At 58.8% G+C, this 23,468-nt stretch carries 21 protein-coding genes and 1 pseudogene; 15 read left to right on the top strand and 7 right to left on the bottom strand.

Annotation, left to right across the window (positions count from 1 at the left end; all coding sequences use genetic code 11):
- The first annotated feature begins 14 nt into the window (after positions 1–14).
- The 5 genes from purF to LJE91_11650 all read left to right on the top strand — a co-directional run bounded on the left by purF (position 15) and on the right by LJE91_11650 (position 4,821).
- The gene (gene purF / locus LJE91_11670) at positions 15–1,526 is read left to right on the top strand and encodes an amidophosphoribosyltransferase (protein ID MCG6869351.1); all 1,512 of its coding nucleotides are present in this window, start codon (positions 15–17) and stop codon (positions 1,524–1,526) included.
- Between the two features lie 2 nt (positions 1,527–1,528).
- Positions 1,529–2,113, top strand: a complete 585-nt coding sequence (locus LJE91_11665; protein ID MCG6869350.1) for a L,D-transpeptidase — start codon at positions 1,529–1,531, stop codon at positions 2,111–2,113.
- A gap of 71 nt (positions 2,114–2,184) precedes the next feature.
- The gene (locus LJE91_11660; GenBank protein MCG6869349.1) at positions 2,185–3,258 is read left to right on the top strand and encodes a 6-carboxytetrahydropterin synthase; all 1,074 of its coding nucleotides are present in this window, start codon (positions 2,185–2,187) and stop codon (positions 3,256–3,258) included.
- A 100-nt stretch (positions 3,259–3,358) separates the two neighbouring features.
- The gene (locus LJE91_11655; GenBank protein MCG6869348.1) at positions 3,359–3,724 is read left to right on the top strand and encodes a hypothetical protein; all 366 of its coding nucleotides are present in this window, start codon (positions 3,359–3,361) and stop codon (positions 3,722–3,724) included.
- Positions 3,725–3,990: 266 nt separating this feature from the next.
- Positions 3,991–4,821 (top strand): capsular biosynthesis protein, encoded by an 831-nt coding sequence (locus LJE91_11650; GenBank protein MCG6869347.1) that lies wholly within the window; start codon positions 3,991–3,993, stop codon positions 4,819–4,821.
- Between the two features lie 84 nt (positions 4,822–4,905).
- Here LJE91_11650 and LJE91_11645 read toward each other — a convergent pair whose 3' ends face one another.
- Together LJE91_11645 and LJE91_11640 are read right to left on the bottom strand one after the other, a co-directional pair.
- Positions 4,906–6,645 (bottom strand): DnaJ domain-containing protein, encoded by a 1,740-nt coding sequence (locus LJE91_11645; GenBank protein ID MCG6869346.1) that lies wholly within the window; start codon positions 6,643–6,645, stop codon positions 4,906–4,908.
- A 349-nt stretch (positions 6,646–6,994) separates the two neighbouring features.
- Entirely contained in the window at positions 6,995–7,381 is a 387-nt protein-coding gene (locus LJE91_11640; protein MCG6869345.1) for an Mth938-like domain-containing protein, read from the bottom strand.
- Between the two features lie 179 nt (positions 7,382–7,560).
- On the opposite strand from LJE91_11640, the gene alaC reads away from it, so the two are divergent.
- On the top strand, positions 7,561–8,742 hold the full coding sequence (gene alaC, locus LJE91_11635) for an alanine transaminase (protein MCG6869344.1): 1,182 nt from the start codon (positions 7,561–7,563) through the stop codon (positions 8,740–8,742).
- Between the two features lie 8 nt (positions 8,743–8,750).
- On the opposite strand, the gene LJE91_11630 is transcribed toward alaC, so the two are convergent.
- Entirely contained in the window at positions 8,751–9,263 is a 513-nt protein-coding gene (locus LJE91_11630) for an FHA domain-containing protein (GenBank protein ID MCG6869343.1), read from the bottom strand.
- Between the two features lie 211 nt (positions 9,264–9,474).
- On the opposite strand from LJE91_11630, the gene LJE91_11625 reads away from it, so the two are divergent.
- A complete protein-coding gene (locus tag LJE91_11625) occupies positions 9,475–9,726 on the top strand; it encodes a hypothetical protein (GenBank protein ID MCG6869342.1) in 252 nt (83 codons plus the stop codon).
- A gap of 629 nt (positions 9,727–10,355) precedes the next feature.
- Here LJE91_11625 and LJE91_11620 read toward each other — a convergent pair.
- Together LJE91_11620 and LJE91_11615 are read right to left on the bottom strand one after the other, a co-directional pair.
- A pseudogene (locus LJE91_11620) lies at positions 10,356–10,932 on the bottom strand (hypothetical protein).
- Positions 10,933–11,071: 139 nt separating this feature from the next.
- Positions 11,072–12,670, bottom strand: coding sequence for an arylsulfatase (locus tag LJE91_11615; GenBank protein ID MCG6869341.1), 1,599 nt, complete (start codon positions 12,668–12,670; stop codon positions 11,072–11,074).
- A gap of 248 nt (positions 12,671–12,918) precedes the next feature.
- On the opposite strand from LJE91_11615, the gene LJE91_11610 reads away from it, so the two are divergent.
- The 8 genes from LJE91_11610 (at position 12,919) to LJE91_11575 (ending at position 21,360) form a co-directional block, all read left to right on the top strand.
- Positions 12,919–13,494, top strand: a complete 576-nt coding sequence (locus tag LJE91_11610) for an NUDIX hydrolase (protein ID MCG6869340.1) — start codon at positions 12,919–12,921, stop codon at positions 13,492–13,494.
- Positions 13,495–13,675: 181 nt separating this feature from the next.
- Positions 13,676–14,194 carry a peptide-methionine (R)-S-oxide reductase MsrB gene (gene msrB / locus LJE91_11605; protein ID MCG6869339.1) on the top strand — a complete coding sequence of 173 codons (519 nt, stop codon included), beginning with the start codon at positions 13,676–13,678 and terminating at the stop codon, positions 14,192–14,194.
- Positions 14,195–14,223: 29 nt separating this feature from the next.
- Complete coding sequence (gene msrA, locus LJE91_11600; protein MCG6869338.1) at positions 14,224–14,871, top strand: peptide-methionine (S)-S-oxide reductase MsrA; 648 nt, start codon at positions 14,224–14,226, stop codon at positions 14,869–14,871.
- A gap of 1,379 nt (positions 14,872–16,250) precedes the next feature.
- Positions 16,251–17,030, top strand: a complete 780-nt coding sequence (gene rfbF, locus LJE91_11595) for a glucose-1-phosphate cytidylyltransferase (protein MCG6869337.1) — start codon at positions 16,251–16,253, stop codon at positions 17,028–17,030.
- Entirely contained in the window at positions 17,024–18,244 is a 1,221-nt protein-coding gene (lhgO, locus tag LJE91_11590) for an L-2-hydroxyglutarate oxidase (protein MCG6869336.1), read from the top strand. Before rfbF ends, lhgO begins: the two co-directional genes overlap by 7 nt.
- 129 nt (positions 18,245–18,373) lie before the next feature.
- The gene (locus LJE91_11585) at positions 18,374–19,423 is read left to right on the top strand and encodes an SDR family oxidoreductase (protein MCG6869335.1); all 1,050 of its coding nucleotides are present in this window, start codon (positions 18,374–18,376) and stop codon (positions 19,421–19,423) included.
- A 38-nt stretch (positions 19,424–19,461) separates the two neighbouring features.
- Complete coding sequence (gene rfbC / locus LJE91_11580; protein MCG6869334.1) at positions 19,462–19,992, top strand: dTDP-4-dehydrorhamnose 3,5-epimerase; 531 nt, start codon at positions 19,462–19,464, stop codon at positions 19,990–19,992.
- Between the two features lie 66 nt (positions 19,993–20,058).
- Positions 20,059–21,360: an NAD(P)-dependent oxidoreductase gene (locus LJE91_11575; GenBank protein ID MCG6869333.1), complete on the top strand. Its 1,302-nt coding sequence runs from the start codon at positions 20,059–20,061 to the stop codon at positions 21,358–21,360.
- Positions 21,361–21,571: 211 nt separating this feature from the next.
- Here LJE91_11575 and LJE91_11570 read toward each other — a convergent pair whose 3' ends face one another.
- Complete coding sequence (locus LJE91_11570) at positions 21,572–21,982, bottom strand: hypothetical protein (protein ID MCG6869332.1); 411 nt, start codon at positions 21,980–21,982, stop codon at positions 21,572–21,574.
- 4 nt (positions 21,983–21,986) lie between these two features.
- A partial coding sequence (locus tag LJE91_11565; GenBank protein ID MCG6869331.1) for a GDSL-type esterase/lipase family protein occupies positions 21,987–23,468 on the bottom strand: 1,482 nt, incomplete at its 5' end.

Genomic DNA, 23,468 nt, shown 5'->3' with positions numbered 1-23,468 from the left:
CGGACTAAAAACCTATGTGCGGTATCATCGGTATAGTCGGCCGCAAGCCGGTCAATCAGGCCCTGTATGACGGTTTGACCATACTGCAGCATCGAGGACAGGATGCTGCGGGTATCGTGACCTACGATCAGGGTCAGAAGCGTCTCAATCTGCGCAAGGCCAAGGGATTGGTCAGGGACGTGTTCCAGGAAAGGCACATGCAGCGCCTGACCGGAAACATGGGAATCGGTCATTTGCGATATCCGACCGCGGGCAGTTCCGCATCGTCGGAATCCCAGCCGTTCTACGTGAATTCTCCCTACGGAATCTCGCTTGGGCACAACGGGAATCTCACCAACGCGGGGGATCTCAGGGGAGAACTCTTCCGGCAGGACCGCAGACACATCAATACCGACTCGGACTCGGAGATCCTGCTCAACGTCTTCGCCCAGGAGCTTTCCCGAAGCGGCGGACTGTCACTGGATTCGGACGCGGTGTTCGCCGCGGTATCCGAGGTGCACAGACGTTGCGTCGGGGCCTACGCCGTCGTTGCCATGATGGCCAGGTACGGGGTACTCGCGTTTCGCGACCCCAATGGAATCCGGCCCGTTGTCTTCGGTAGCCGCGAAACACGTTCCGGGCCGGAGTACATCGTTGCATCGGAGAGCGTGGCGCTTGACGTGCTGGGCTTCGAACTCGTCAGGGACATCCTGCCAGGCGAGGCCATTTACATCGATACGGACTTCGAGGTCCACACGGCACAATGCGCGGAAGACCCGAAACATGTCCCCTGTATATTTGAGCACGTCTATTTTTCCCGGCCGGACTCGGTTATCGACGACATCTCCGTTCACAAGGCGCGGATGCGGATGGGAAAACGCCTGGGCAAGAAGCTGTTGAAGGAATGGCCGAATCACGATATCGATGTGGTGATTCCCATTCCCGATACCAGCCGTACGGCGGCGCAGGAGCTGGCCTTCCGGCTGGGTGTGAAATTTCGTGAGGGATTCATAAAGAACCGCTACATCGGAAGGACGTTTATCATGCCAGGACAGAAGCAGCGCAAGAAGTCGGTGCGCCAGAAGCTCAACCCCATCGGTCTCGAGTTTAAGGGCAAGAACGTCGTACTGGTGGACGACTCGATCGTGCGTGGTACGACCTCGAGGGAGATCGTGCAAATGGCCAGGGACGCTGGGGCTCGCAAGGTCTATTTTGCCTCGGCATCTCCACCAATCCGCTACCCTAACGTCTACGGGATCGACATGCCCGCCGCCAGTGAACTCATTGCCCACGGGCGTTCCGAGGAAGAGGTGCGCAAGGCCATCGGGGCGGACCGGCTGCTCTATCAGGAACTGGATGACCTGGTGATATCGGTGCGCAAGGGGAATCCCTCCATTACCCAGTTCGACTGTTCGGTATTCACCGGAGAGTACGTCACCCGGATCAGTGACGGGTATCTCGAACATCTCGAGGCCCAGCGCAACGACGACGCCAAGTCGGGGCACGAAAAGGAATACGCGGGGATCGATCTCCACAACGATGCGTGAAGATGATTGAAAACACCGGTACGATCGCTGTGGCTCGCCCGAGGCCCGACAGGCGCTACCGGCGTTTGGTTCGTCTCCTGACCTATCGTTTCGATACGCCCCAGGTGAAATTTGTGCTGCTCGTATCCATCGGCGAACAGCGGCTTTTCCTGTTCGAGGTCGGGGATGTCGTGCGGGATTACGCGGTATCCACGTCGCGTTTCGGCACCGGCAGCGTGGAGGGAAGCTACAAGACGCCGATGGGCGCGCACCGGATCGTCGCGAAGATCGGTGACGGCACACCGAAGGCGTCAATATTCAAGGGCAGAAAGCCCACCGGGAAGATCGGGGAAATCATCTCCACCCACGAGGGCAGACGCGAAGACGCCGTCACCAGCAGGATACTGCAACTCCGGGGACTCGAGCCCGGTCTCAATCTGGGTGTGGGGGTCGATACGCTGGAGCGCTATGTCTACATTCACGGTACGCTGGAGGAGGGCCTGATCGGGGAATCCGCCTCCATCGGCTGCGTTCGAATGAAGAACGACGACATCATCGAACTTTACGACCTGATCCCGGTCGGCTCGCTGGTCATGATCGCAACCTGAATTCATAGCGCCTGCGCGGCATCCGGCTGGGCGTACTGGAGAACGGCCGATCTGATGTAGTCTTTCGAATCGTGAAAGAATTCCTGCTGTATACCGCACATGCACCGTTCGAGGCTGCACGCCGTCTGGACGGTACTTCGTTCGATCGCTCCGAGAGGGGGCTGCACGGCCACAGTTTTCTGTCGCGGGTTCGGGCGAACCTTCCGTCGGGCTGGGGCCGCTTTCCGGGCGACGAGTCCGCCGCGCTTGAGAGGTCCCTGGTGCGCAGCGTGGAACCGCTGGACTATTCCCTGCTCAACGAACGCCTCGATACGCCCACCGACGAGAATCTGGCGCGCTGGATCTCCAGGCGGATCGACGTGCCGGGGATCGTCCGGGTCAGCGTCCGAGGCGCTCCGACTTCCGGCATCGATTACAAACCCGGAAGCGCGGTTCATGCGTGGCGACGTGTCCGTTTCGAGGCCGCCCACCGCCTGCCGAACGTGCCGCCCGGACACCCCTGCGGGCGCATGCACGGGCACGGTTTCGATGTCGACCTGCGGACCCGCCATTCCCTGGACGAGGTGGAGTGCCGGCTCGAGGAGGCCGCGCTGGACCGGGAATGGGGTGCACTCTTCCGTGAACTCGACCATGGCTGTCTCAACGACCTTCCCGGTCTCGAGAACCCGACCAGTGAGTTGATCGCAACCTGGATCTGGGGACGGATCAAACCTCCCGTGCCATCGCTGTCCCGTGTCACCGTGTACGAAACGACCACGGCGGGTTGCCACTTCGACGGGACGAACCATCGGATCTGGAAGGAACGCCGGTTCGAGAGCGCACTGCGTCTTGGCAACGCGCCTTCGCGGGATCCCCGCCGCCGGCTTCATGGGCACAGCTATCGGGTACGGCTCTATCTGACCACCCAACTGGATCCGCTCATGGGCTGGACCGTTGACTATGGCGACGTCAAGGCGCTGTTCGGTCCCGTGTATGATCTCCTTGACCACCGGCGGCTGGACGAGATCGACGACATTGGCTCGACGGACCCGGCGGGTATCGCCCGCTGGATCTTCACTCGGCTGGCCAACGTGATCCCGCACCTTGATCGCATTGACCTGTACCAGGCCCCGGGCAGCGGTGTGATACTGGAACAGACCCCCTAAAGGCCGCCGGTGAGGGTGCCGGGGTGCGTCGGCGCTTCCCGGGCCGACACCCACACCACGGAGCCGCGACCTTAACCCTACCCGAACCCTCGGAGTTCTAATGAGCGACAATGAAATGCAAACGGTCGAAGTGACCGATGTGTCCCCGGCGACGGGGAGGACGCTGGCGCATGTCGTCTACGCCCTTCAGGCGGTGGCGCTGGTCACGGGTATCCCGATGTTGATCGGCGTGATCATCAACTATGTGACCCGTGGCGAGGTCAGAGATAGCTGGGTCGATTCCCACTATCGCTGGCAGATCCGCACCTTCTGGTACAGCGTCCTTTGGACGGTGCTGGGAACGGTCACCGTGGTTATTCTGGTGGGTTACCTGGTCCTGACCCTGGCATACCTCTGGCTGATCTACCGGATCGCGATCGGGTGGATCAAACTGTCGAACGCCGAATCGATGTACGTGGCGAGATAACCTGCACCTTATCATTCCTCGATGAGTGTCCGGGTCAGGATCGGTGAGGATCGGACCGCATCCGACACCGGATTTGCGCCGCGTTCCGTGACGATAGGGTCGTTCGAAACGGTACAGCCCGGGCCGGTTCCTCTATACTCATCCCACTACGGTTGTGGCGTGAATCGCATCCTGTCCGGGAGCAGGGGTGGTGTAGCCGTCATTCGATCGATGATCGTAACCCAGGGAGCGAACCTGTTACCACGCAGCGGCGGGAAACCCAAACGATGATAGACCTTCACTGCCACCTGTTACCAGGTATCGACGACGGCGCTTCGGACCTTGACACGGCGCTGGAAATGGCCCGGGTGGCGGTGGGAGACGGAATCACCCAGGTGGCTTGTACCCCGCACATCTACCCGGGCGTCTACGAGAACGATGCGCAGGGGATTCGCAGGGCCGTGACGCGATTCAGGGAGCGACTAGCTGAGGCAGGGATTCCGCTGCGCCTGACCTTCGGCGCCGACACGCACCTCGTGCCGGATCTGGTGGAGGGGTTGAGGGCCGGGCGTATACCGACCCTGAATGGCAGCCGGTATTTCCTTTTCGAGCCGCCTCACCATGTTGCCCCCCCGCGTTTCGCGGAATCCGTTTTCAACGTCCTCGCCGCCGGTTACGTCCCGCTGATCACCCACCCGGAAAGGTTGCGCTGGATCGAGGACCACTATGAGCTGTTCATCCACGCCGCCAGGGGCGGCGCCTGGCTGCAGCTCACGGCAGGCAGCCTGACGGGCCGCTTCGGACGGCGTGTGCGCCGCTGGTCGGAGCGCATGCTGGATGAAGGTGTCGTACACGTCCTCGCCACCGATGCGCACAACCTCGGAAACCGGGCGCCACTTCTTGCCGAGGGACGGGATGCGGCGGCCGAGCGGGTCGGGGAGGAGGAGGCGCTCAGGATGGTGGTGGGTCGCCCAGGGGCCATCCTCGAGGACGCGCCTCCCGACGCCGTACCGTTCCCGGAAGGACTGGTCCAGGATTCGTCTGCTACAGCTGCCCGGGCCGGCGGTTGGCTGCGTCGGTTGTTTGGCCGGGAACAGGGATCGGCGAATCGCCTGTAACGCGCAGCCGTGCTACAGATTCGGCCCAGAATGCTGTGTGCTCCCGTGCCGGGTCCCACGTGGCTCGATGGTTCGTACCTGAAACTATGGCTGCGATGTCATGTGGTGGTCGAATCGTGTGATTTGCAGCTTGTCGCTCTTTTTTTCCACCACCAGGACGATATTTCCGGTGAACAGTTCGGAACCCTCCTGACCGGTGGGCCAGAGTTCGATATCGGTCCGCGCCCAGCCCTTCAGATGGGTATCGTCGAGAGGAATCCAGCTGATGTCGTTGAGCACCATCCGTCGGGCCTCGGTATTTCTGAACAGCGATTTGTATGCCTTGAGCAGTGCACGGTAGCCCTCGCCATCGTTCAGGCTAACATCGCGGGAGAAGACTCGCGTGAACCGTTTCAGATCTCCGTTTTCGTAGGCCGCAAGGAAGCGGGCCAGCAGCATGTTGAGTTCCAGCTTTGAGATATCGCCATAGTCGTCGGCTAGCGTGCTGGTCGTGGAAAGGGCCGCAGCGCCACCGGCCGTTTGTTCCGGACGCCCTGCCTGGGTAGCCGGTGAACGGGAGATCGTCTGTTCGGTGTCTCCATCCGCCTCGGCAGGCGCCGGGGAGGGTTTCAACATGGCTGTCGCCGACGGCTGTGCGCTCGATTGCGTAACCGCGGCTGCGGATGCCTTGGACGGCTGTGCGGGGGAGGGTGGTGTCGCCTCCCGGGCGGGGGAATCGGACGCGACCTCGGGTGGCCGGACTTCCGCGGGCGTTGCGGGCGATTCCACGTTGGTCCGGTACGGCGGAGTTTCCGCTGGCACTACCGGCGATTCCACCCTGGCAATCATCCGGTCGATCCCGATATCGATCCTATCCGGAGTGGCTTCTCTTGTCTGGTCGGGAACGACCGTCTCTTGTTCTTCATCGTGTCGGATTGTTGCGAGTTCTGCGGGTTGGCTGTCGTCCGTTTCCAGACCAGCCTTGACGCTTCCGGCTGGTGAGGACTTCAACAGTTTCGGGGTGGGCTCCGTGGCGACGGCGTCGGGACCCGTCTCGTCGAGATCGTCCTGCCGTTGCGCCAGATCGATCGCGCCGGTCGCGGTCGGTGGAGTGGATCCGACTCCTGCGAGGTTGGCGGATACCGGCTGTTGGTCGCCAGCCTGCCAGGAGAGGACGCCTTGGCGTGATGTAAAGATTGCAAGGCCGGCGGCGCTCACCGCGATCAGGAGAATAGCGCTCCAGATGATCGCGGAGGGTTTGCGGATCCACAGTCGGCTACGGTAGAGGATCTCGCCAGGCTTCGGCGAATGGTCATGGGAATCCCTGGGCTGTCCGAAGTCCCTGGCTCGTGTTCGTGCCGCCTCTGCCTGCGCATTGGCCGTGTGAGGCCGGATCCGTCGGGGTCCGAGTTTGCGGTCGTAGGACCGTCGCATTTTTGGGTCTCGTAAGGTCGTCCAGGCCTCGTGGATCCTATTGGCGAAGTGTCTTTCCCACTCGTGCGCGTGTCGGCGGTCCGGTTGGAAGATTCGCATCAGCAGGCGATGGTGCTGCTTGATCTGTTCAGCCCCGGCGCTGGGGTCCACACCGAGGACGCGATAGAAGTCCCCTTTCGGTGCGAACAGGACCTGTCTCACGAAGAACCGGGATGCCTCGCGGAGTTCCTCGGGGGTGACATCCAGTGCACGGGCGGCGGTGTCAAAGCGTGGGTCCTGTTGACCACCGCCGAGGGCCTCGATGACCTCACCGAGCTGTTCGGGCAGGGGCCAGTCCGCATCGGACAGCTGCGGATAGCGTGTCTGAGAACGGTAGTAGGCGAGTGGCAGTCTAAAGGATTCTGGATTCACGGTCGCTGGAGCTTCGGTTTGCCGGTTCTGGTCCGTATTCGGGGCATGCGCAAGTGGTTGGGGGCTCAATGTCCTACGTGTCGCTGATAAAAGCGTTTCCTGCCGGTGACCCCTTCGGCCGGTACGTCATGCCCATAGCGTGAACCCGCTGGCATGGTCATCCCGCCGGATCAGACGGTTGAGATCAGCCGACCATCGGTGACGCCGTCCCTTCACTGTGTATGGAGATTTCGATGCCGTGGGCCCATACAGGATGATAGATCACACGGGTTCTCGGCGTGTGCGCGGAACCATGCGGCAGACGGGCATTGAATCCCCGGACGTATCCGCAGTCGGATCTCGGCCCGGTTCAATCCGTTCGGGATGGCGGCATGATCAGGGCGCACACGACCCGCCGTCCCTCGGCCGCAACCACATTGTAGGTGCGGCAGGCCGCGGCATTGTCCATGAACTCAACTCCGATCCCGCGACCGGCGAAACCCGCATGAATCAACGGACGCGGAAACCGCAACGTCGTCCCCGTCCCTACGATGACTAGGTCGGGTGCCAGACTGGCGATCGCATCGACATGGCTTTCGGCGAGATCGTCGATGGAGGTCACAGACCAGTCAGATTGCAGGTCGTCGGGTGTTACGAGGAGGCTGGCGGTGTAAACGACCTCGTTGATCTGCACCGACGCGGTGTCGTAGCGCTGAATGAGATTACGACGCTCGTCGGACTCGAGGGTGATCTGCATAAGGGCTCCGGGGCTCGCTCGGTGCACACCATTATAGCGATCCGGGCGCGAGGGTCCGGGCTGCGACCATGCGCAGTTTCGAGCGGGATTTACCGACGCCACGGGCTCAACCGAACACACGGTTCGTGTAAACTGACGGCTTTTGCCGGGACGCCGGCGCGCAGAAACCAGAGGCCGCCTTGATCGAGGATTTTCCCAGAATAAAACGTCTTCCCCCCTATGTGTTCAATATCGTCAACGAGTTGAAGGCGGCGGCGCGAGCGCGGGGCGAAGACATCATCGACTTCGGTATGGGCAATCCGGACCAACCCACGCCGTCACACATCGTGGAGAAGCTCGTGGAGGCGGCGAGACGCAAGGATACGCACCGATACTCCATGTCTCGCGGGATTCCGCGGCTGCGTAAGGCGGTTACGGGTTGGTATGAGCGCAGTTTTGGTGTCGAACTGGATCCGGAGACCGAGGCCATCGTGACAATCGGGTCGAAGGAGGGCCTGGCGCACCTGACACTGGCGACGCTAGGTCCGGGGGACGCGGTCGTGGTGCCCAATCCCGCCTATCCCATTCATCCCTATGGTTGCGTGATCGCCGGGGCCGAGGTGATCTACGTCGCGATGACGAAGGGGACGGATTTCTACGAGGAACTGGAAAAGGCACTCAAGGACGCCTGGCCCAAGCCGAAGATGCTGATCCTGAACTTCCCGAGCAACCCGACCACGCAGTGCGTGGACCTGGCGTTTTTCGAGCGGGTGGTCGAGATCGCGCGCGAACACAAGATCTGGGTGGTTCACGATATCGCCTACGCCGAGATCGTCTTCGACGGATACCGGGCCCCCTCGATTCTACAGGTGCCGGGGGCCCGCGATATTGCGGTGGAGTTCTACTCGCTATCCAAGAGCTACAACATGCCGGGCTGGCGGGTCGGTTTCATGTGCGGCTGCAAGACGTTGGTCGCTGCGCTGGCACGCATAAAGTCCTATCTCGACTACGGAATGTTCACGCCGATCCAGGTCGCCGCCATTTCCGCGCTGGAAGGCCCTCAGGACTGCGTTGATGAGGTGCGGCGCACCTATCGCGAGCGCCGCAACGTCCTGTGCGATGGTCTCAACAATGCCGGCTGGCCGGTAGAGCGACCGAAGGCGACGATGTTCGTCTGGGCGCCGATCCCCGAACCGTACCGGGACATGGGTTCGCTGGAGTTCTCTAAGAAGGTGCTCAACGAGGCAAAGGTGGCCGTGTCCCCGGGAGTTGGCTTCGGGCAGTATGGAGACGACCACGTGCGTTTCGGGCTGATCGAGAACGAGCATCGTACCCGCCAGGCGGTGCGCGGCATACGCAAGATGATACGCAGTGGCGGATAATGGAGGGGTCAGCTACAGAAGTAGTGCAGCAGCATCCTGTCGCCGGCGCGCACCGGTTTTCCCAGGCTGACGATTCCGTAGCCATAGAGGAACATCCGCGACTGCACGAGGTGGACCCTGCCGTCGAAGTCCGTATCGACGTACGTTCCGTTGAGACTCTGATCGGTTAGCATACACCGGCCGTTGCAATACTCGAATCGGGCGTGAGATCGGGAGACATTCAAGTCGTCGAGAACCACATCGCAGTCAAGTTGTCGGCCCACTACGATCGGTGCTGCGGTTTTCGTCAGTTCCAGGAGTTCTTCGTGGCATCTCAAGAGTAACCGCCGCGTCGGTTTAGCGGAGGCCATGATCTGCCAGCCATCGCTGGATTTGGTGATGCGGCGGATGCCCGGTCCGCCATTTTCCCCGTGCACATCGCTCTGCACCCACTCCGCGTCAGAATGGACTTCATCGTCCGAATCCTTTCGTTTCGTCCCGCTACGATTGCGCGCCACTGAATCCGGCGTCGATTTCGACATTACTGTGGAGTCCACGAATGGTCGGTGCGCGAAAAAACGTCCGCAATCGAGCGCATAAGAACCAGCCCTGCAGGGCTGTTACGGCGTTCACGGCCTATCGTGACCGAAGGGGTGGCGGTGGTGAAATTGTGATGTCATTCATCCCAATCCCGCCTGGATTCCGCTAATACCATTCAGCAAGAAAGCCGCTGATGCTTTCGCGTCAAGGGAAGTGAGTGATTCTCAGGAGGAGAAGGCAATGCTGAAGACCGTCAAGTCCTATTTCATCGTGGATGTGCTCGAGTCGATGATCTACAAGCTGGTCCCGGACGAGTTCTCCAGTCTCGGCGATGCCGAACAGGCGCAACGCAGGATGTGCCACTTCTATCCCGATTCCAGGGTGCGCGAGCAGCGCACGATCTACGACATCAACGACCCGGACGAACTGTCACGTTACGAGGCCCATATCAGCCGACTGGCCTGATCCGTGATTCAGCGGTGCCGGAGCGACGTATGGTCCGAGAATCCTGAACAAATGCCTGCTGCATCGCCCGTTCTGAACGCATCGCGGCGTGTCCGTCCCGCGCATATGTTCAGGGTTCCTTGATGGCTCCTTGTGGTCTCGCATCCGGTGACGTGCGGCTGCCGTCAAGGTTTCGTCGCCCGCCGTCGATTCTGTATCCCAGAGTGTGAGGGACATCGACGAATCCAAGGGAATCATTCCCTACATTGGAATCCGGGAAAACGCAGATCAATACGAGGAGATCCGATGGACACCCTGATCGTACTGGGCATGCTCTGGCTGATTCCGGTCCTGACCCTGGGCTGGATCCTCTGGCGCTGAGCCTTGAATCGCCGTAACACACCACCCGCCCGAGAAACACGGGCGGGTGGGCTCGATTCTTCCAATCTACGCACGGGCAAGGTTTCCAACCCCGGCCAGATGTCGTTCTCCGGCGTCAGCCCCTACGGTTTCCCCAGAAAATCTCACCGCGATTGAGAGCCCGGTTGTCGTTTCGTCGCCAACCGGGCTCTGCGAAGCGGAGGGTCTTCTCTTCGCAAACGAGCGATGCGCGCGTCCGGGGTAAGGAGCGGAAGCGCGATTACGGGGTTTCAGTGACTCGCCCCGGGACCTTCCGACAGTTTTTCCATCACCTGGTCCAGACTGAAGCTGGCGGCCTTCTGGCGCGGCGGGTATTCCCTGAAGGTTTCCAGGAACTGCCCCAGGTAGGCCTGCGCGGGCACCAGCACGTACGTCCGGTCCAGCAGCCAGTCGTAGTCGGTGTTCGAGGTGATGGTGGCGCGCTCGTAGGGGTCGCGGCGCAGGTTCTCGATCAGCGGCACGCGCAGCGGCGTGAAGGGCTCCATCCACACCCGGAAGGTCCCCGGGGTCTTCTGCGCCATGAAGATGACCTTCCAGTCCTCGTAACGCAGGGCCGTCAGGTCAACGTCGTCGGAGAAGTAGAAGATTTCCTTCCTCTGGCAGAAATCGCCTACCATGGGTGCGGAAGTGCATGCGGGTCCCGTTCCACCAGACGAACCAGGACCTGCCGACATTGTGCTGCCGCTCGATGAAGTCGATGGCGGCGTCCGAGGTCTCGTCGTCGACGGTCTCCATGCGCTTCTTCGTAAGCTGACCCGTGTCCTCGATCTCGCCGCCGGCAGTGGAACGGATGACGCCCCGCGGACCGAGCGCGCGGCGTGCTATCGGTTTCGGCCCCGGGGAACGAGTGTGTCGACTCCGCAGCCAGGATGATAGCAGGCCGTGTCCGGAGCCGGCAGCGGATCGGGAGGGCCGCGCGTGGTCCTTCCGATCCGTTTGGTAACGGCTATTGTCTCACGGCGCTGGACTGCGCGTTCTCCAGCATCTCGATTGCGTTGTCGATACTGAGAGATCCCACCTTCTGGCTCTGCGGATAGTCCTTGAAGGTCGACAGGAACTTCGTTGCCGCGGCCTGAGCGGGGACGAACATCCACATCTGGTCTGCATACCAGCGAATGTAGCCGCTGCCTTCGAACGGCGCCCGTTCCCACGGGTCGATTCGCAGGTTGGTGACGATCGGCCAGCTCGGCGTCTTTCGATAGGCCTCGTTGATGGAGCCCTCCATGATCGTGAAGCTGATCTTCCAGTCTTTGTAGCGGATCGCGTTCATGTGTCCGCCGGCGTCGAAGTAGAAGATCTCCTTGCGGGCGCCTTCGTCCTTGCCGCTCAGCAATCCGGTCTGGTTGTAACCGTCGAGATGGACCTTGAAGGTCTTGTCACCCGCCTCATAGCCCTTCAACAGCTGCTGTTTCACGTCGGGAACGCCGGCGGCAGCCAGCAGGGTGGGAAGCCAGTCCTCGTGGCTGAAGATGTCGTTGATCACGCGGCCCGGTTCCACCACCCCCGGCCAGCGAACGAGCGTGGGCACGCGCATACCGCCCTCCCAGGTCGTGCCTTTCTCTCCCTTGAAGGGGATCGAACCACCGTCCGGGAAGGTGAACACCTCCGCACCGTTGTCGCTGGAGTAGACCACGATGGTGTTGTCCGCGATCCCGAGCTGGTCGAGCTTGTCGAGCAGGGTACCTACCTGCTTGTCGTGCTCCAGCATCGCGTCGGCGTAGAGGCCGTAGCCTGACTTGCCCACGCTATCCTCTTTGAGATGGGTCCAGACATGAGTTCGGGTGGAGTTAAACCATACGAAAAAGGGTTTGCCGTCCCGATGGGACCTGTCGATGAAATCCAGCGCGGATTTCATGAACTCGTCGTCCACGGTCGTCATGCGTTCCCGGGATAGCGGTCCGGTGTCCTCGCATTGCTGTGCTCCGACCTTGCCGAAACGCGGATCTTCACTGTCGTCAACCTTGGTGGAAGATACGCATTTGAGTACGCCGCGCGGGCCGAATTTCTTGTGAAACTCCGGGTTGGTCGGATAGAAATAGGTTTCAGGTTCCTCCTCGGCGTTGAGGTGGTAGAGGTTTCCGTAGAACTCGTCGAAGCCGTGTACCGTGGGCAGGAACTCGTTGCGGTCGCCCAGGTGGTTCTTGCCGAACTGTCCGGTGTTGTAGCCGAGAGGTTTCAGCAGGTCGGCGATGGTGGGGTCCTTAGCCTGGATCCCCTGCGTGTCACCCGGCATCCCGATGGTCAGCATGCCGGTGCGGTAGGGGTGCTGACCCGTGATGAACGCGGCTCGCCCTGCCGTACAACTTTGCTGGGCGTAGTAGTCCGTGAACATCGCGCCCTCCCCCGCGATGCGGTCGAGATTAGGTGTCTTTCCGCCGAGCAATCCCCGGTGGTAGGCGCCGATGTTGTACATCCCGATATCATCACCGAAGATGACAAGGATATTGGGTTTACCGGTTGCTGCAGAGACTCCCTGGCTGATCAGGAGCAGAAACAGGACAAGGTAGAAATCGTGATGCAACGAATGTACGGGTAATTTCGGCATGGCGTAACTCCAGCGGTGAATTTGTCGGATGACTACCCGGCGGGTGTTCGTTGTTGACTGCGCGGCATTATGCTTTAGCGTGTGACTCCGGGTCTATTCCAGAGTTGTCGAGATCGGTTCCTGCGCTCGAACCCGTCGCAGATTCGGCTCTTGTTGTCCATATGCAACAGGCCTCGAGAACCCGCCGGTAACGCGTCGGTCCAATGGGTAGAAATTCCAGAATCGCGATTTTCACAATGGACTCATCGATGAAGTACTGCAGTAATTGCGCATCGGAAGTCGAATTCATCGTTCCAGAGGGTGACAACCGACCCCGTCACGTCTGTAGCGCATGCGGGGCCATCCACTATCAGAATCCCCGGATCGTGGCCGGTTGTCTCCCCGAGTGGGAAGATAAGATTCTTCTGTGCCGGCGCGCCATCGAGCCGCGCTACGGTCTGTGGACCTTGCCCGCGGGATTCATGGAGAACGGCGAGACAACCCTGCAGGCCGCCTGTCGCGAGACCGTAGAAGAGGCGAATGCGCACGTGACGCTCAAAGGGCTGTACACGATTTTCAATCTACCGCACATCAACCAGGTGTATCTGATCTTCCGGGGCGCGCTGCAGGATCTGGAGTTCGGTCCGGGTGCAGAGAGTCTGGACGTGAGACTGTTCGAGGAGGAGGTCATCCCCTGGGACAAGATCGCCTTCCCGGTAATCCGGGAAACCCTGGCACTGTACTACCGCGACAGGCGAACGGGCGATTTCTCCCTGCGATCTGGAGATATCGTGCGCACCAACGGAGACATCCGGCGTTACCGGATCACGATTCACGGGGATTGATCCGGGGCGCGCACCGACCACAGGAGGTGTGAGGATCATATCTTCGGCCCCTGAAGCTCCGCTCCCCGGAAACAACGACCGAGTGCGGCGCGTTTGCAAGGATCCGAGGGTTTTTACGGTCTTATGGTCTGACAGTCGATCTTGTAATGCCCCGAAACGCGGGGGCCAGGAGTGAAATGCAATGAAGCCAAGCATCCTTTCGGCAATACTGATCGCCGTTTTGGGGGCGGTTGGAGCGATCGTCGTAATCGCCGGCTCGCAGGGGAAGCCGGTTGACAAGGGCGATCTCAGCGAGAGACTCACGCCGCTGCAGTACAAGGTGACGCAGGATGACGGCACCGAGCGGCCCTTCGACAACGAATACTGGGACAATAAGGAACCCGGGATCTACGTGGACATCGTTTCCGGCGAACCCCTGTTCAGTTCGCTCGACAAATTCAAGTCCGGCACAGGCTGGCCAAGTTTTACCCGACCGCTCGAGAGCGGGAACATCGTGATCAGGAAGGACCGGAGTTTTTTCATGGTGCGCGAGGAGGTTCGCAGCGCTCAGGCCGACTCTCACCTCGGTCACGTCTTCGACGACGGCCCGCAGCCCACCGGATTACGTTACTGCATCAACTCCGCGTCGCTGCGGTTCATTCCGGTGGCGGACCTGGAGAAAGAGGGTTACGGAGAGTTCCGGGCGCTGTTCGAGCAATGAACCACCATTCGGTGAGACGAGGATTCCAGATGAGAAAGATTCAAGCCATGTGGCACCTGGCCGGCATCACGCTCGCGGGTACAATCGCGCTGATCTCGTCGGCCCAGGCCGACGAGGCCAGATTCCAGGTCGCCACGTTCGCAGGAGGATGCTTCTGGTGCATGGAGGGACCCTTCGACCGGGTCGACGGCGTGGTCGAGACGGTATCCGGTTACACCGGCGGACATGTGCAGGACCCGACGTACGAGCAGGTCTCGGCGGGGGGGACCGGTCACGCCGAGGCCGTACAGGTAACCTATGACCCGGACAAGGTCAGTTACCGGGAGCTCCTCGAGGTCTTCTGGCATAACATCGATCCGACGGTGAAGAATCGCCAGTTCTGTGATAGCGGCAATCAATACCGTTCGGCGATCTTCTATCACGACGCGCAGCAGAAGGCGTTGGCCGAGCGCAGCGTCCAGGAAGTGGCCGAGCCTGCGCTCGGCGGGCGCGAGATCCACACGGAGATCGTGGAGGCCTCGACTTTCTATCCCGCCGAGGACTACCATCAGGACTACTACAAAAAGAACCCAATCCGTTACAAGTACTACCGCTATCGTTGCGGGCGTGACCAGCGTCTCGAGGAACTCTGGGGTGAGGCTGGCGCGGAAGGGCATTCCTGGAAGAGCGGGTCGTGAAGGTTCGTGGTCGTGGTTCGGAGCGGTCATGGTGCACTTGTCTCGGAAGATCCTGCGCATTCGAACTCACGTTGCCGAAACGGAGGCAAAAATAAGTTCTTGCAGAACAGGCCGCTGCCGCTGTTCAGGGCCTGGTTTCCAGGGCGGTGGATAAGCACTTTGTGACAGTGTTCCGCGGTCGGGTCTCGACGTTCGAGCGCGATCCCGATTCCACTTGAGGATCCCGGCCGGTCGGGCGACGAATTGCATATGGTGAGGCCGATTGCTGGGGTACGCGCCGTGCCGCGGTGTTGAGCGCGACACTTGCCGAACCGCAGAGATGAGTCGGTTCATCTGGCGTGTCGTAATCTCCCGAGGCCTTTTCGTATCAGGAGCCGCAGACGCCCTCGTATCGAATACCCCGGGACAGCTTCAATTCCTGCGTAGTTCTCCTAAGCCGGTTTCTGGTGAGGAGGACGGTTCGGTCGTAAAAAGGTATGCTCGATGCCGACCAGGAGGGAAGGGCATTTTTTCTATTGAGACTACGTGTGCTACTGTTACTGGCTCCGTACAGTTTCTGCCGCGAACACCGTTTGTGCGCCTGTGCCCATCGAACCGGGATGCGCCGGATGGCTGTGTCGAGGAGATGAAGTGGATGGTGGGACGGATTCGCAACCGCTGACTGAAGGCGCGCATCATGATTCAGGGCAATTCGGGATTCTAGCGACAATCGATCATCCAATTGATGTAGCGACTGGAATGGGTGATTTGCTGGGCTTCCGAGGCGACAGGCGGCTGGTGAGAGCCATCGGCGGGTACCTGGGGGGGAGGTATATGACGCCCATGACCACACCATCTACGGGAATGTCGATAATGGATCGAATGATCCCACTCATTTGACAATCAAGAATATCGAAAGTAGATTTCCCGCGCAGTTTCGTATCCATCAATGATGGAATATTGCTGCAAGTCGTTGTAATCATCATTTGCGTTTTTGTACATGATGGTCGCTGGTCGCTAATCTACAAACATCCTTGGCATTCAGTGTCGATAAATTAAGACCATGCATAGAATTGTGTGGCGGCAATGATTCCTTATCCGATTCTCGTACCTTGAGGCTAGTGGGGACAAGATAAATGCCTGAATCCAATAGTGCTAGCCATTATAGTGGGTGCTTTAAATCATGGAAGATTTATTTTGACGCGCAAGACATGCGCGCCGATTCGGGATCGCGGAGTTAGGCGCTGAAATCTGCGCCTCCCACACCAGCGTGGCCCCGGTGCTTGTCCGGTGGCGCAATCTAGCGCGATTGCCGTCTGTCCGGGCCAGAAACCATGCCAAGACGGCCGTAGGGAACGCAAAGACGCAAACAAGGTTTATCCGATAAGTATGGAGAAGCAATGAAGGCAGTGATACTTGCCGGTGGGTTGGGCACTCGGCTGTCGGAAGAAACTTCGATTCGGCCTAAACCAATGGTCGAAGTGGGCGGGATGCCGATTCTCTGGCATATTATGAAAATTTACTATTGCCATGGTATTAGTGAATTCGTTATTTGTTGTGGATTCATGGGATATGTTATCAAAGAGTATTTCGCCAATTATTGGCTTCACAGGTCGGACGTGACTTTCACGTTTGACGGGGAGGGTAAGGATACACAAATCCACAAGAGTGGGGTTGAAAAGTGGCAGGTCACTTTGGTGGACACGGGGGTGGCAACCATGACTGGCGGCCGTTTAAAAAGGGTGAGGGGTTACATTGGCGACGAGACATTCTGTTTGACCTATGGAGATGGTGTCGGAAACATCAATATTAGTGAGGCCGTAAGCTTTCATAGGCAGCAGGGTAGACTAGCGACCCTTACCGCAGTTCAACCCACCGGTCGGTTTGGAGCTTTTACTCTCGCAGAAGGGCAGAACGTGATAAAGCATTTTCGTGAGAAGCCGAAGGAAGAAAATGCTTGGATCAATGGAGGTTTTTTCGTCCTGGAGCCGAAGGTAACGGATTACATCGAAGGTGATTCCACGGTCTGGGAGAGGGAACCACTGGACGCGTTGGTATCGGACAATCAGCTCAGCGCATATCGACATCATGGATTCTGGCACCCCATGGACACGCTGAGAGACAAGAACCACCTGGAAAGCATTTGGGATAGTGGTGAAGCTCCCTGGAAGATATGGTGACCAAGGCAAAACGAGCCGATTTCCTCGTCATCGGCGCAGGCATCATCGGAATCAACATAGCGCGTGAGATAAAACGTCGGAATCCGGGTTCCAGTGTTGTCCTCCTGGAAAAGGAAACCGTCTGCGGCGAACATGCCAGCGGTCGGAATAGCGGCGTGCTGCATGCTGGCTTTTACTACACGGCCGATAGTCTGAAGGCCAGATTTACTCGGGACGGAAATCAGGCCCTCACCGAGTATTGTGACGATAAAGGGATATTTCTCAACAAATGCGGCAAGCTTGTCGTCGCGTCTAATGAGTCGGAAGACAGGTTGCTGGATGAACTATTGAGGCGTGGAGCGACCAATGGTGTGGCGCTCGAGGAACTGAGCGCGGAGGAGGCACGGCGGATAGAACCGCGAATCAAGACCTACCGCAGAGCTATTTATTCGCCGACAACATCATCCGCCGATCCACTCACGGTGATCCAGCACATGGAGCAGGATGCCAGACGGGAAGGGATCGACTTCCGATACGGCGCTGGATATGTCAGGCGAGACGGAATGAAGATACTTACCAAATCTGGCGATTACGTGGTGGGTCATCTAGTGAATGCCGCTGGATTGTACGCCGACAAGGTGGCGCGCGATTTTGGTTTCTCCGAGGACTATGCGATCTTGCCGTTCAAAGGAATCTACCTGAAATCTAATGAACAGAAAGGGGCATACAAGACGCATATTTACCCAGTTCCGGATCTCGAATATCCGTTCCTCGGCGTCCATTTCACTATTACCGTTGATGGAATAACCAAAATCGGGCCTACTGCTATCCCTGCTTTCTGGCGCGAGAATTACAATGGGTTCAACGGGTTCAGTTTAGGTGAGGTTGTCGATATTGGTTTGCGTTCTGCATCGCTGTTTACCTCGTCCGAATTCAAATTTTCCAGGTTGGCGATGACGGAGATCCGGAAGTATTCACGCAACCATCTGATTTCACTGGCAACGAAATTGGCAACGGGAGTTACCGAGTCGCATTTCAGGGATTGGGGTAAGCCTGGCATTCGCGCACAATTGGTCAACACGAAGAAACGCAAACTGGAAATGGACTTCGTGTTGGAGGGAAATAGTGAGTCAACCCATGTGTTGAATGCTGTGTCGCCGGGATGGACGTGTTCAATCCCATTCTCCGCTTACGTTGTCGACTATATCGACCGTAATCTATCCACCTTGACCTGAGAGTATTGAGATCTCCTTGAATTGCCCCATACCAGCGGTTCAAGGGAAAATGAAACACGGCACGGGCACGCTCTGCTTGAGTGTGACTATGAATATTTCAATTATTTCTAGGGAACTACTCGAGTAAAAATGCAGAACATCTTAATTACTGGAAACATGGGGTACATCGGTCCAACGCTGGTACGTACGCTAAAGGCGGGTTATCCGGGGGTGAAGATAGTGGGGGTAGACACGGGTTTTTTTGGTCACTGTCTTACGGGGGCCGAAGTGCTTCCGGAAACCCGAATCGATGTTCAGTACATCAGGGACGTTCGAGATATTGAACTGCAGTTCCTGCGAGGGGTGGACAGCGTTGTCCATCTGGCCGCTATCTCCAACGATCCTATGGGTAATGCGTTCGAGAACGTAACCGCCGAAGTCAATTACCGTTCCAGCCTACGGATTGCCGAGATGGCGAAAGAGGCGGGCGTGAAGTCCTACGTGTTCGCTTCCAGCTGCAGTGTATACGGTTACGCCGAGGGTGAGGCGCGAGATGAAAATTCTGAGTTAAACCCACTAACCGCCTATGCGAGATCAAAGATAAACACGGAAAAATCCATTCAAGGTCTGGCTGAAGACAGTTTCGTTGTCACCAGTCTGCGGTTTCCTACGGCTTGTGGTATGAGCGAACGCCTGCGTCTGGACCTGGTTCTAAATGATTTTGTAGCGGCCGCGGTCGCTTCGAGGAAGATCAAGATACTCAGTGACGGCACCCCGTGGCGCCCGCTAATCGACATCAAGGACATGAGCCGCGCGATGAATTGGGCCGTGAGCCGTGAAGCATCGAACGGCGGCGCTTTCCTGGCAGTCAACGTTGGAAGGACGGAGTGGAACTACCAGGTTCGAGATCTTGCGGAGGCCGTAAAGGAGCAGATGCCGGATGTGGAGCTGGAGATCAACACGGAAGCCCAACCGGACAAGCGCTCCTATCGAGTTGATTTCAGTCTGTACAAGTCGCTTGCCCCGGGTCACCTCCCTCAGGTACCGCTAGATCAATCGATTCGGGAATTGAGAGAGGGACTGGAGCGTATGGGGTTTGACAACCAGGACTTCCGGAACTCCCAATACATGCGGTTAAAGGTTCTGAACGGTCTGCAAGAAAGAAAACTTCTTGGCAAAGAATTGCGCTGGATCGCCTAAGGCGCCGGGTCCAAACACATAGAACAAAGCGACAAGCCATGAAGTTTGACGAGACCAAATTCAAGGGTGCCTTTATCATCGATATCCAGGAACTGGGGGATGAAAGAGGTTTTTTCGCCAGAGCCTGGTGCAAGCGGGAAATGCAGGAACATGGTTTGTCGGCGGATCTCGCGCAGGCCAACGTTTCCCTGAGCACAAAAAAGGGCACAATGCGGGGCATGCATTACCAGATCAGTCCCCACGAGGAGTCGAAACTGGTACGTTGCACGCGCGGGTCCCTTTATGACGTCATCGTCGATCTTCGTGAAGACTCCCCGACATTTAAGGATTGGATAGGTGTAGAACTTACCGCGGATAACCATCGGATGTTGTTCGTGCCTGAAGGCTTTGCTCACGGATTCGTGACCTTGGAGGACGACACCGAAGCCTATTATATGGTGACGGAGTTCTATACGCCTGGTGCCGAACAGGGTTTGCGCTACAACGACCCGGCCCTGGGAATCGAGTGGCCGGTCACGGTCTCCGTTATCTCCGATAAAGATGCATCTTGGCCGGACTTTGAGGGTTAATCACCTCGCCCGGACCGGTCTTACGCAAGGGGATATTCCATCCAGACAGATTTTGGAGTCGCGTGCATGATTATTGTGGACACAGCGCTGAAGCAGAGAGAGGCGGAGAATAGACCCATCAGGGTTGGGATGGTAGGTGCAGGTTTCATGGGGAGGGGAATCGCGTTACAGATTCTGAAATATACTCCTGGGATGGATTTGGTCGCGATTTCCAATCGGTCTGTCGAGGGTGCGATCAGGGCCTATCGGGAGGCGGATGTAGACGACACGCTGTGCGTGGATTCAGTCTCATCGCTGGACGAGGCCATAGAGAAAGGGACCTATGCCGTAACCGACGATTCTATGCTTCTTTGCCGGTCGGATCATATCGAGGTGCTAATTGAGGTGACAGGGGCGGTTGAGTTCGGTGCCCGTGTGGTGATGGAGGCCATCGAGAACGGCAAGCATGTCGTCATCATGAACGCGGAACTGGACGGTACGATCGGGCCATTGCTGAAGACCTATGCGGACAAGGCTGGCGTTGTTTACACGAATGCCGATGGTGACCAGCCCGGTGTCATTCTGAACCTCTATCGATTCGTTCAGGGCATCGGTGTCAAACCGGTGCTATGCGGCAACATCAAGGGCCTCCAGGACCCGTACCGTAATCCGACGACCCAGGAGGGATTTGCCAGGCAATGGGGTCAAAAGGCCCATATGGTGACCTCGTTCGCGGACGGGACCAAGATCTCTTTCGAGCAGGCCATCGTGGCGAATGCGACCGGTATGCGCGTGGCCAAACGCGGCATGCACGGGCCGACCGTCGAGCCGGGCACCCCGATCAAGGAGGCCGTGAACTGGTATCCACTCGAAGACCTCATCGAAGGCACGGGGATCGTCGATTACGTGGTTAGGGCGGAACCGGGCCCGGGGGTGTTTGTCCTCGGAACGCACGATCACCCGCAACAGCAGCACTATCTGAATCTGTACAAACTGGGAGAAGGCCCGCTGTATTGCTTCTATACACCCTATCACCTATGCCACTTCGAGGTCCCGACGACCGTAGCCCGCGCTGCATTGTTTAATGACGGCGCTATCATGCCTGCTGGAGGTCCCTGCGTCGACGTGGTCACGACCGCCAAGATCGATCTCAAGGCAGGGCAGGTACTGGACGGCATGGGATACTACATGACCTACGGAGAGGCGGAGAATGCGGATGTCTGTTCCGCGGAGAGACTCCTGCCAATAGGGCTAGCAGAGGGATGTAGGTTGAAACGGAATATTCCTAAAGACACCACAGTGACGTACGACGACGTGGAAGTCCCGCAAGGGCGTCTCGTGGACCAACTCCGGGCAGAACAGAACCAGTTGTTTTTCGGCAACTCGTAGCCAGGTTCGGGTGTACGGTGGGGCGTACCGGGATTTGACGGATGCCCCTTGCAGGCGTGAATCTCTTGTCACGCTCGTTCGGCTTCAGAAAATTGAGTTCGCACAGTTCGTTTCGAGCCAGTTTCCGTGGTTTTTCATCTTCTGGGGTGGATGGTCAATATCCATGAAGGTTAGTGGGTATTCTTGTCTTGTAGCGCGCTCAGGTTGCGATCTAGCGCTGTCCGGTGCGGGGTTTCGCATTCAGGGATTTGGCGCTCATTCGAACCGGGATGCGCCTGCCGTCCGGCCACTGGATGACCACATCTGCCGTGTAACGGTCGCCTTCGTCCTCGATCCCTCGCAGTTCGAAGGTCGCGCCACGGTAGTAGTCTCTGAGGTACTGTGGGTACGCCGAGTTTCGCTCCAGCAGAACGTGGTACTGTCCGAACAAGTCAGCATCCAGAAGTCGCTTGATCGCCGAGACGTCACCCGCTTGTAAAGCCTCGAACAGCGGTACGAACACCTCCGACTCCGCCCTTTCCCAGGTTTGCGGGTCTTCGTCGCGCAGGTCACCGGCGGTGGCTGGCGAAACCAGTGTGGCCAGGAGCGTTGCCACTGCGATAATCCGTGTGAGCGATTTCATGCCGTTATTGTGTCAATGCATTGAACCAGAGATCGGCCATCGAGTCGTACCCCGCGCCATTGGGGTGGATATTGTCCGAGTACTCTGTCGGGTGATTCACCTCGAAATGGCTGTAGAAGTTCGGTGGTGTCACATTGATTCCGTTCGCGTTGTCGGCTACCAGTTCGTCCACCACATCATTGTATTCCTGGATCAGGACGCTGCGGGCTCCGAGGTTGGGGTCAGGATACGGCGTCGTGTTCGTGCTGTCACCGAGAGCGATGTTGACCGTGGCCAGCATTGCCTCACGGCCGTCGGCGTTCACGAGGTCAACAATCTGCTGCATGTTGTCCTTGTAGGTGCCGGGATATCCGCCATCACCGGGTGACAACCCCAGACCGCTGGGAACGGGTAGCCAGGGGCGGGCGTCATTCATGCCGTACATGATCAGGACGCGGTCCGCATCCGGGTGTGCGCTCAGCACACCCGGCAGTTCCTGAAGCCCGCCTGCGGAGGTTTCACCACCTACACCATTATTGATGATACGGTGGGGATATCCCTTGGTCGGGGGGCTGCTCAGCAGGTCGTTAAGGATCGGAGCGAAGCCGCCGCCGGTGACCCTGCCGTCCTGCGAGGTGTCGTCGCTCGGGTCGTCATCCCCGACGCCGAGGGTAACGCTGTCGCCGATGGCGAGATAGCCGTCGCCGATCCCGATCTGGCTGACCTGGTCGTGCGTCTGGCTGCCGGCGACAGGGTTGCCGGATTCGTCCACGACGTCCGCGTCGATCACGTGCTCCGCTAGGGCGAGCCCGAACAGCGTGACCGACCATGGTGAGGTATAGGCAAAGGCCTCCGATCCCCCGGCGCTGGGTCCGCCGTCAGCCCTCACCCGGATTCCCCAGCCCGAATGTGAAGCGCCTTCGAGACAGGTCCGGGTCGTGACGAACAGGTCCGTCTTGCTCTGGAAATCTCCCGCAACGGGAGACGTTATCTCCACCGTCGGCGCCGATCCGCAGGCGCTGCCACGAGGACTCTCGGCCAGGCCCGGACCGGGGATGAAGGACGGGTCGGTGGTCAGCAGGATGCGATCGACGGAGATGCCGGACTCACGCATCCACAGGTTCAGGGTGTGGACGCCTGGCGAGGCGATCTGGATGCTGGCTCCACCCCTGTCCTCCCAGACCCAGTTATCCTCCGGATCGAAGGGCCCGATACCGGCTGCGGAAGCGATCTCGTCACTGTCGAGACCCACGTGGACCGAATCCGAGCTGCTCGTGGGCCCGTATCCCAGCACCCAGATATAGTGTGTGCCGGTTTCGGTGAAGTTTATCTGATAGTCCAGTCGCGGGCTGTTGGCGTTGTAGTTGGCGGTGACCTTGGCCGAATCCTCCGGCGCGGCAAGCATGGAACCCTCGCCCTCGAAACCGCCCGGGGAGGTCTTCAGCAGCCACTCGTGACCGGCCCGAGGCGTACTGGCGTCGAAGTGCTCGGCCTCGATCACCACCAG

It is taken from the genome of Gammaproteobacteria bacterium (genome assembly GCA_022340215.1).
In the GTDB taxonomy this organism is placed as follows: Bacteria; Pseudomonadota; Gammaproteobacteria; order JAJDOJ01; family JAJDOJ01; genus JAJDOJ01.
This window is presented reverse-complemented; position numbering and strand designations above follow the sequence as displayed.

What these genes read in the sequence shown, in the direction of transcription:
- LJE91_11655 (MCG6869348.1), top strand. Translation starts at nt 3,359, where the DNA reads ATGAGCGACAATGAAATGCAAACGGTCGAAGTGACCGATGTGTCCCCG.
- rfbC (MCG6869334.1), top strand. Translation starts at nt 19,462, where the DNA reads ATGAAGTTTGACGAGACCAAATTCAAGGGTGCCTTTATCATCGATATC.
- rfbF (MCG6869337.1), top strand. Translation starts at nt 16,251, where the DNA reads ATGAAGGCAGTGATACTTGCCGGTGGGTTGGGCACTCGGCTGTCGGAA.
- LJE91_11585 (MCG6869335.1), top strand. Translation starts at nt 18,374, where the DNA reads ATGCAGAACATCTTAATTACTGGAAACATGGGGTACATCGGTCCAACG.
- LJE91_11630 (MCG6869343.1), bottom strand. Translation starts at nt 9,263, where the DNA reads ATGTCGAAATCGACGCCGGATTCAGTGGCGCGCAATCGTAGCGGGACG.
- lhgO (MCG6869336.1), top strand. Translation starts at nt 17,024, where the DNA reads ATGGTGACCAAGGCAAAACGAGCCGATTTCCTCGTCATCGGCGCAGGC.
- LJE91_11640 (MCG6869345.1), bottom strand. Translation starts at nt 7,381, where the DNA reads ATGCAGATCACCCTCGAGTCCGACGAGCGTCGTAATCTCATTCAGCGC.
- LJE91_11610 (MCG6869340.1), top strand. Translation starts at nt 12,919, where the DNA reads ATGAAGTACTGCAGTAATTGCGCATCGGAAGTCGAATTCATCGTTCCA.
- LJE91_11650 (MCG6869347.1), top strand. Translation starts at nt 3,991, where the DNA reads ATGATAGACCTTCACTGCCACCTGTTACCAGGTATCGACGACGGCGCT.
- LJE91_11615 (MCG6869341.1), bottom strand. Translation starts at nt 12,670, where the DNA reads ATGCCGAAATTACCCGTACATTCGTTGCATCACGATTTCTACCTTGTC.
- LJE91_11665 (MCG6869350.1), top strand. Translation starts at nt 1,529, where the DNA reads ATGATTGAAAACACCGGTACGATCGCTGTGGCTCGCCCGAGGCCCGAC.
- msrB (MCG6869339.1), top strand. Translation starts at nt 13,676, where the DNA reads ATGAAGCCAAGCATCCTTTCGGCAATACTGATCGCCGTTTTGGGGGCG.
- purF (MCG6869351.1), top strand. Translation starts at nt 15, where the DNA reads ATGTGCGGTATCATCGGTATAGTCGGCCGCAAGCCGGTCAATCAGGCC.
- LJE91_11575 (MCG6869333.1), top strand. Translation starts at nt 20,059, where the DNA reads ATGATTATTGTGGACACAGCGCTGAAGCAGAGAGAGGCGGAGAATAGA.
- LJE91_11570 (MCG6869332.1), bottom strand. Translation starts at nt 21,982, where the DNA reads ATGAAATCGCTCACACGGATTATCGCAGTGGCAACGCTCCTGGCCACA.
- msrA (MCG6869338.1), top strand. Translation starts at nt 14,224, where the DNA reads ATGAGAAAGATTCAAGCCATGTGGCACCTGGCCGGCATCACGCTCGCG.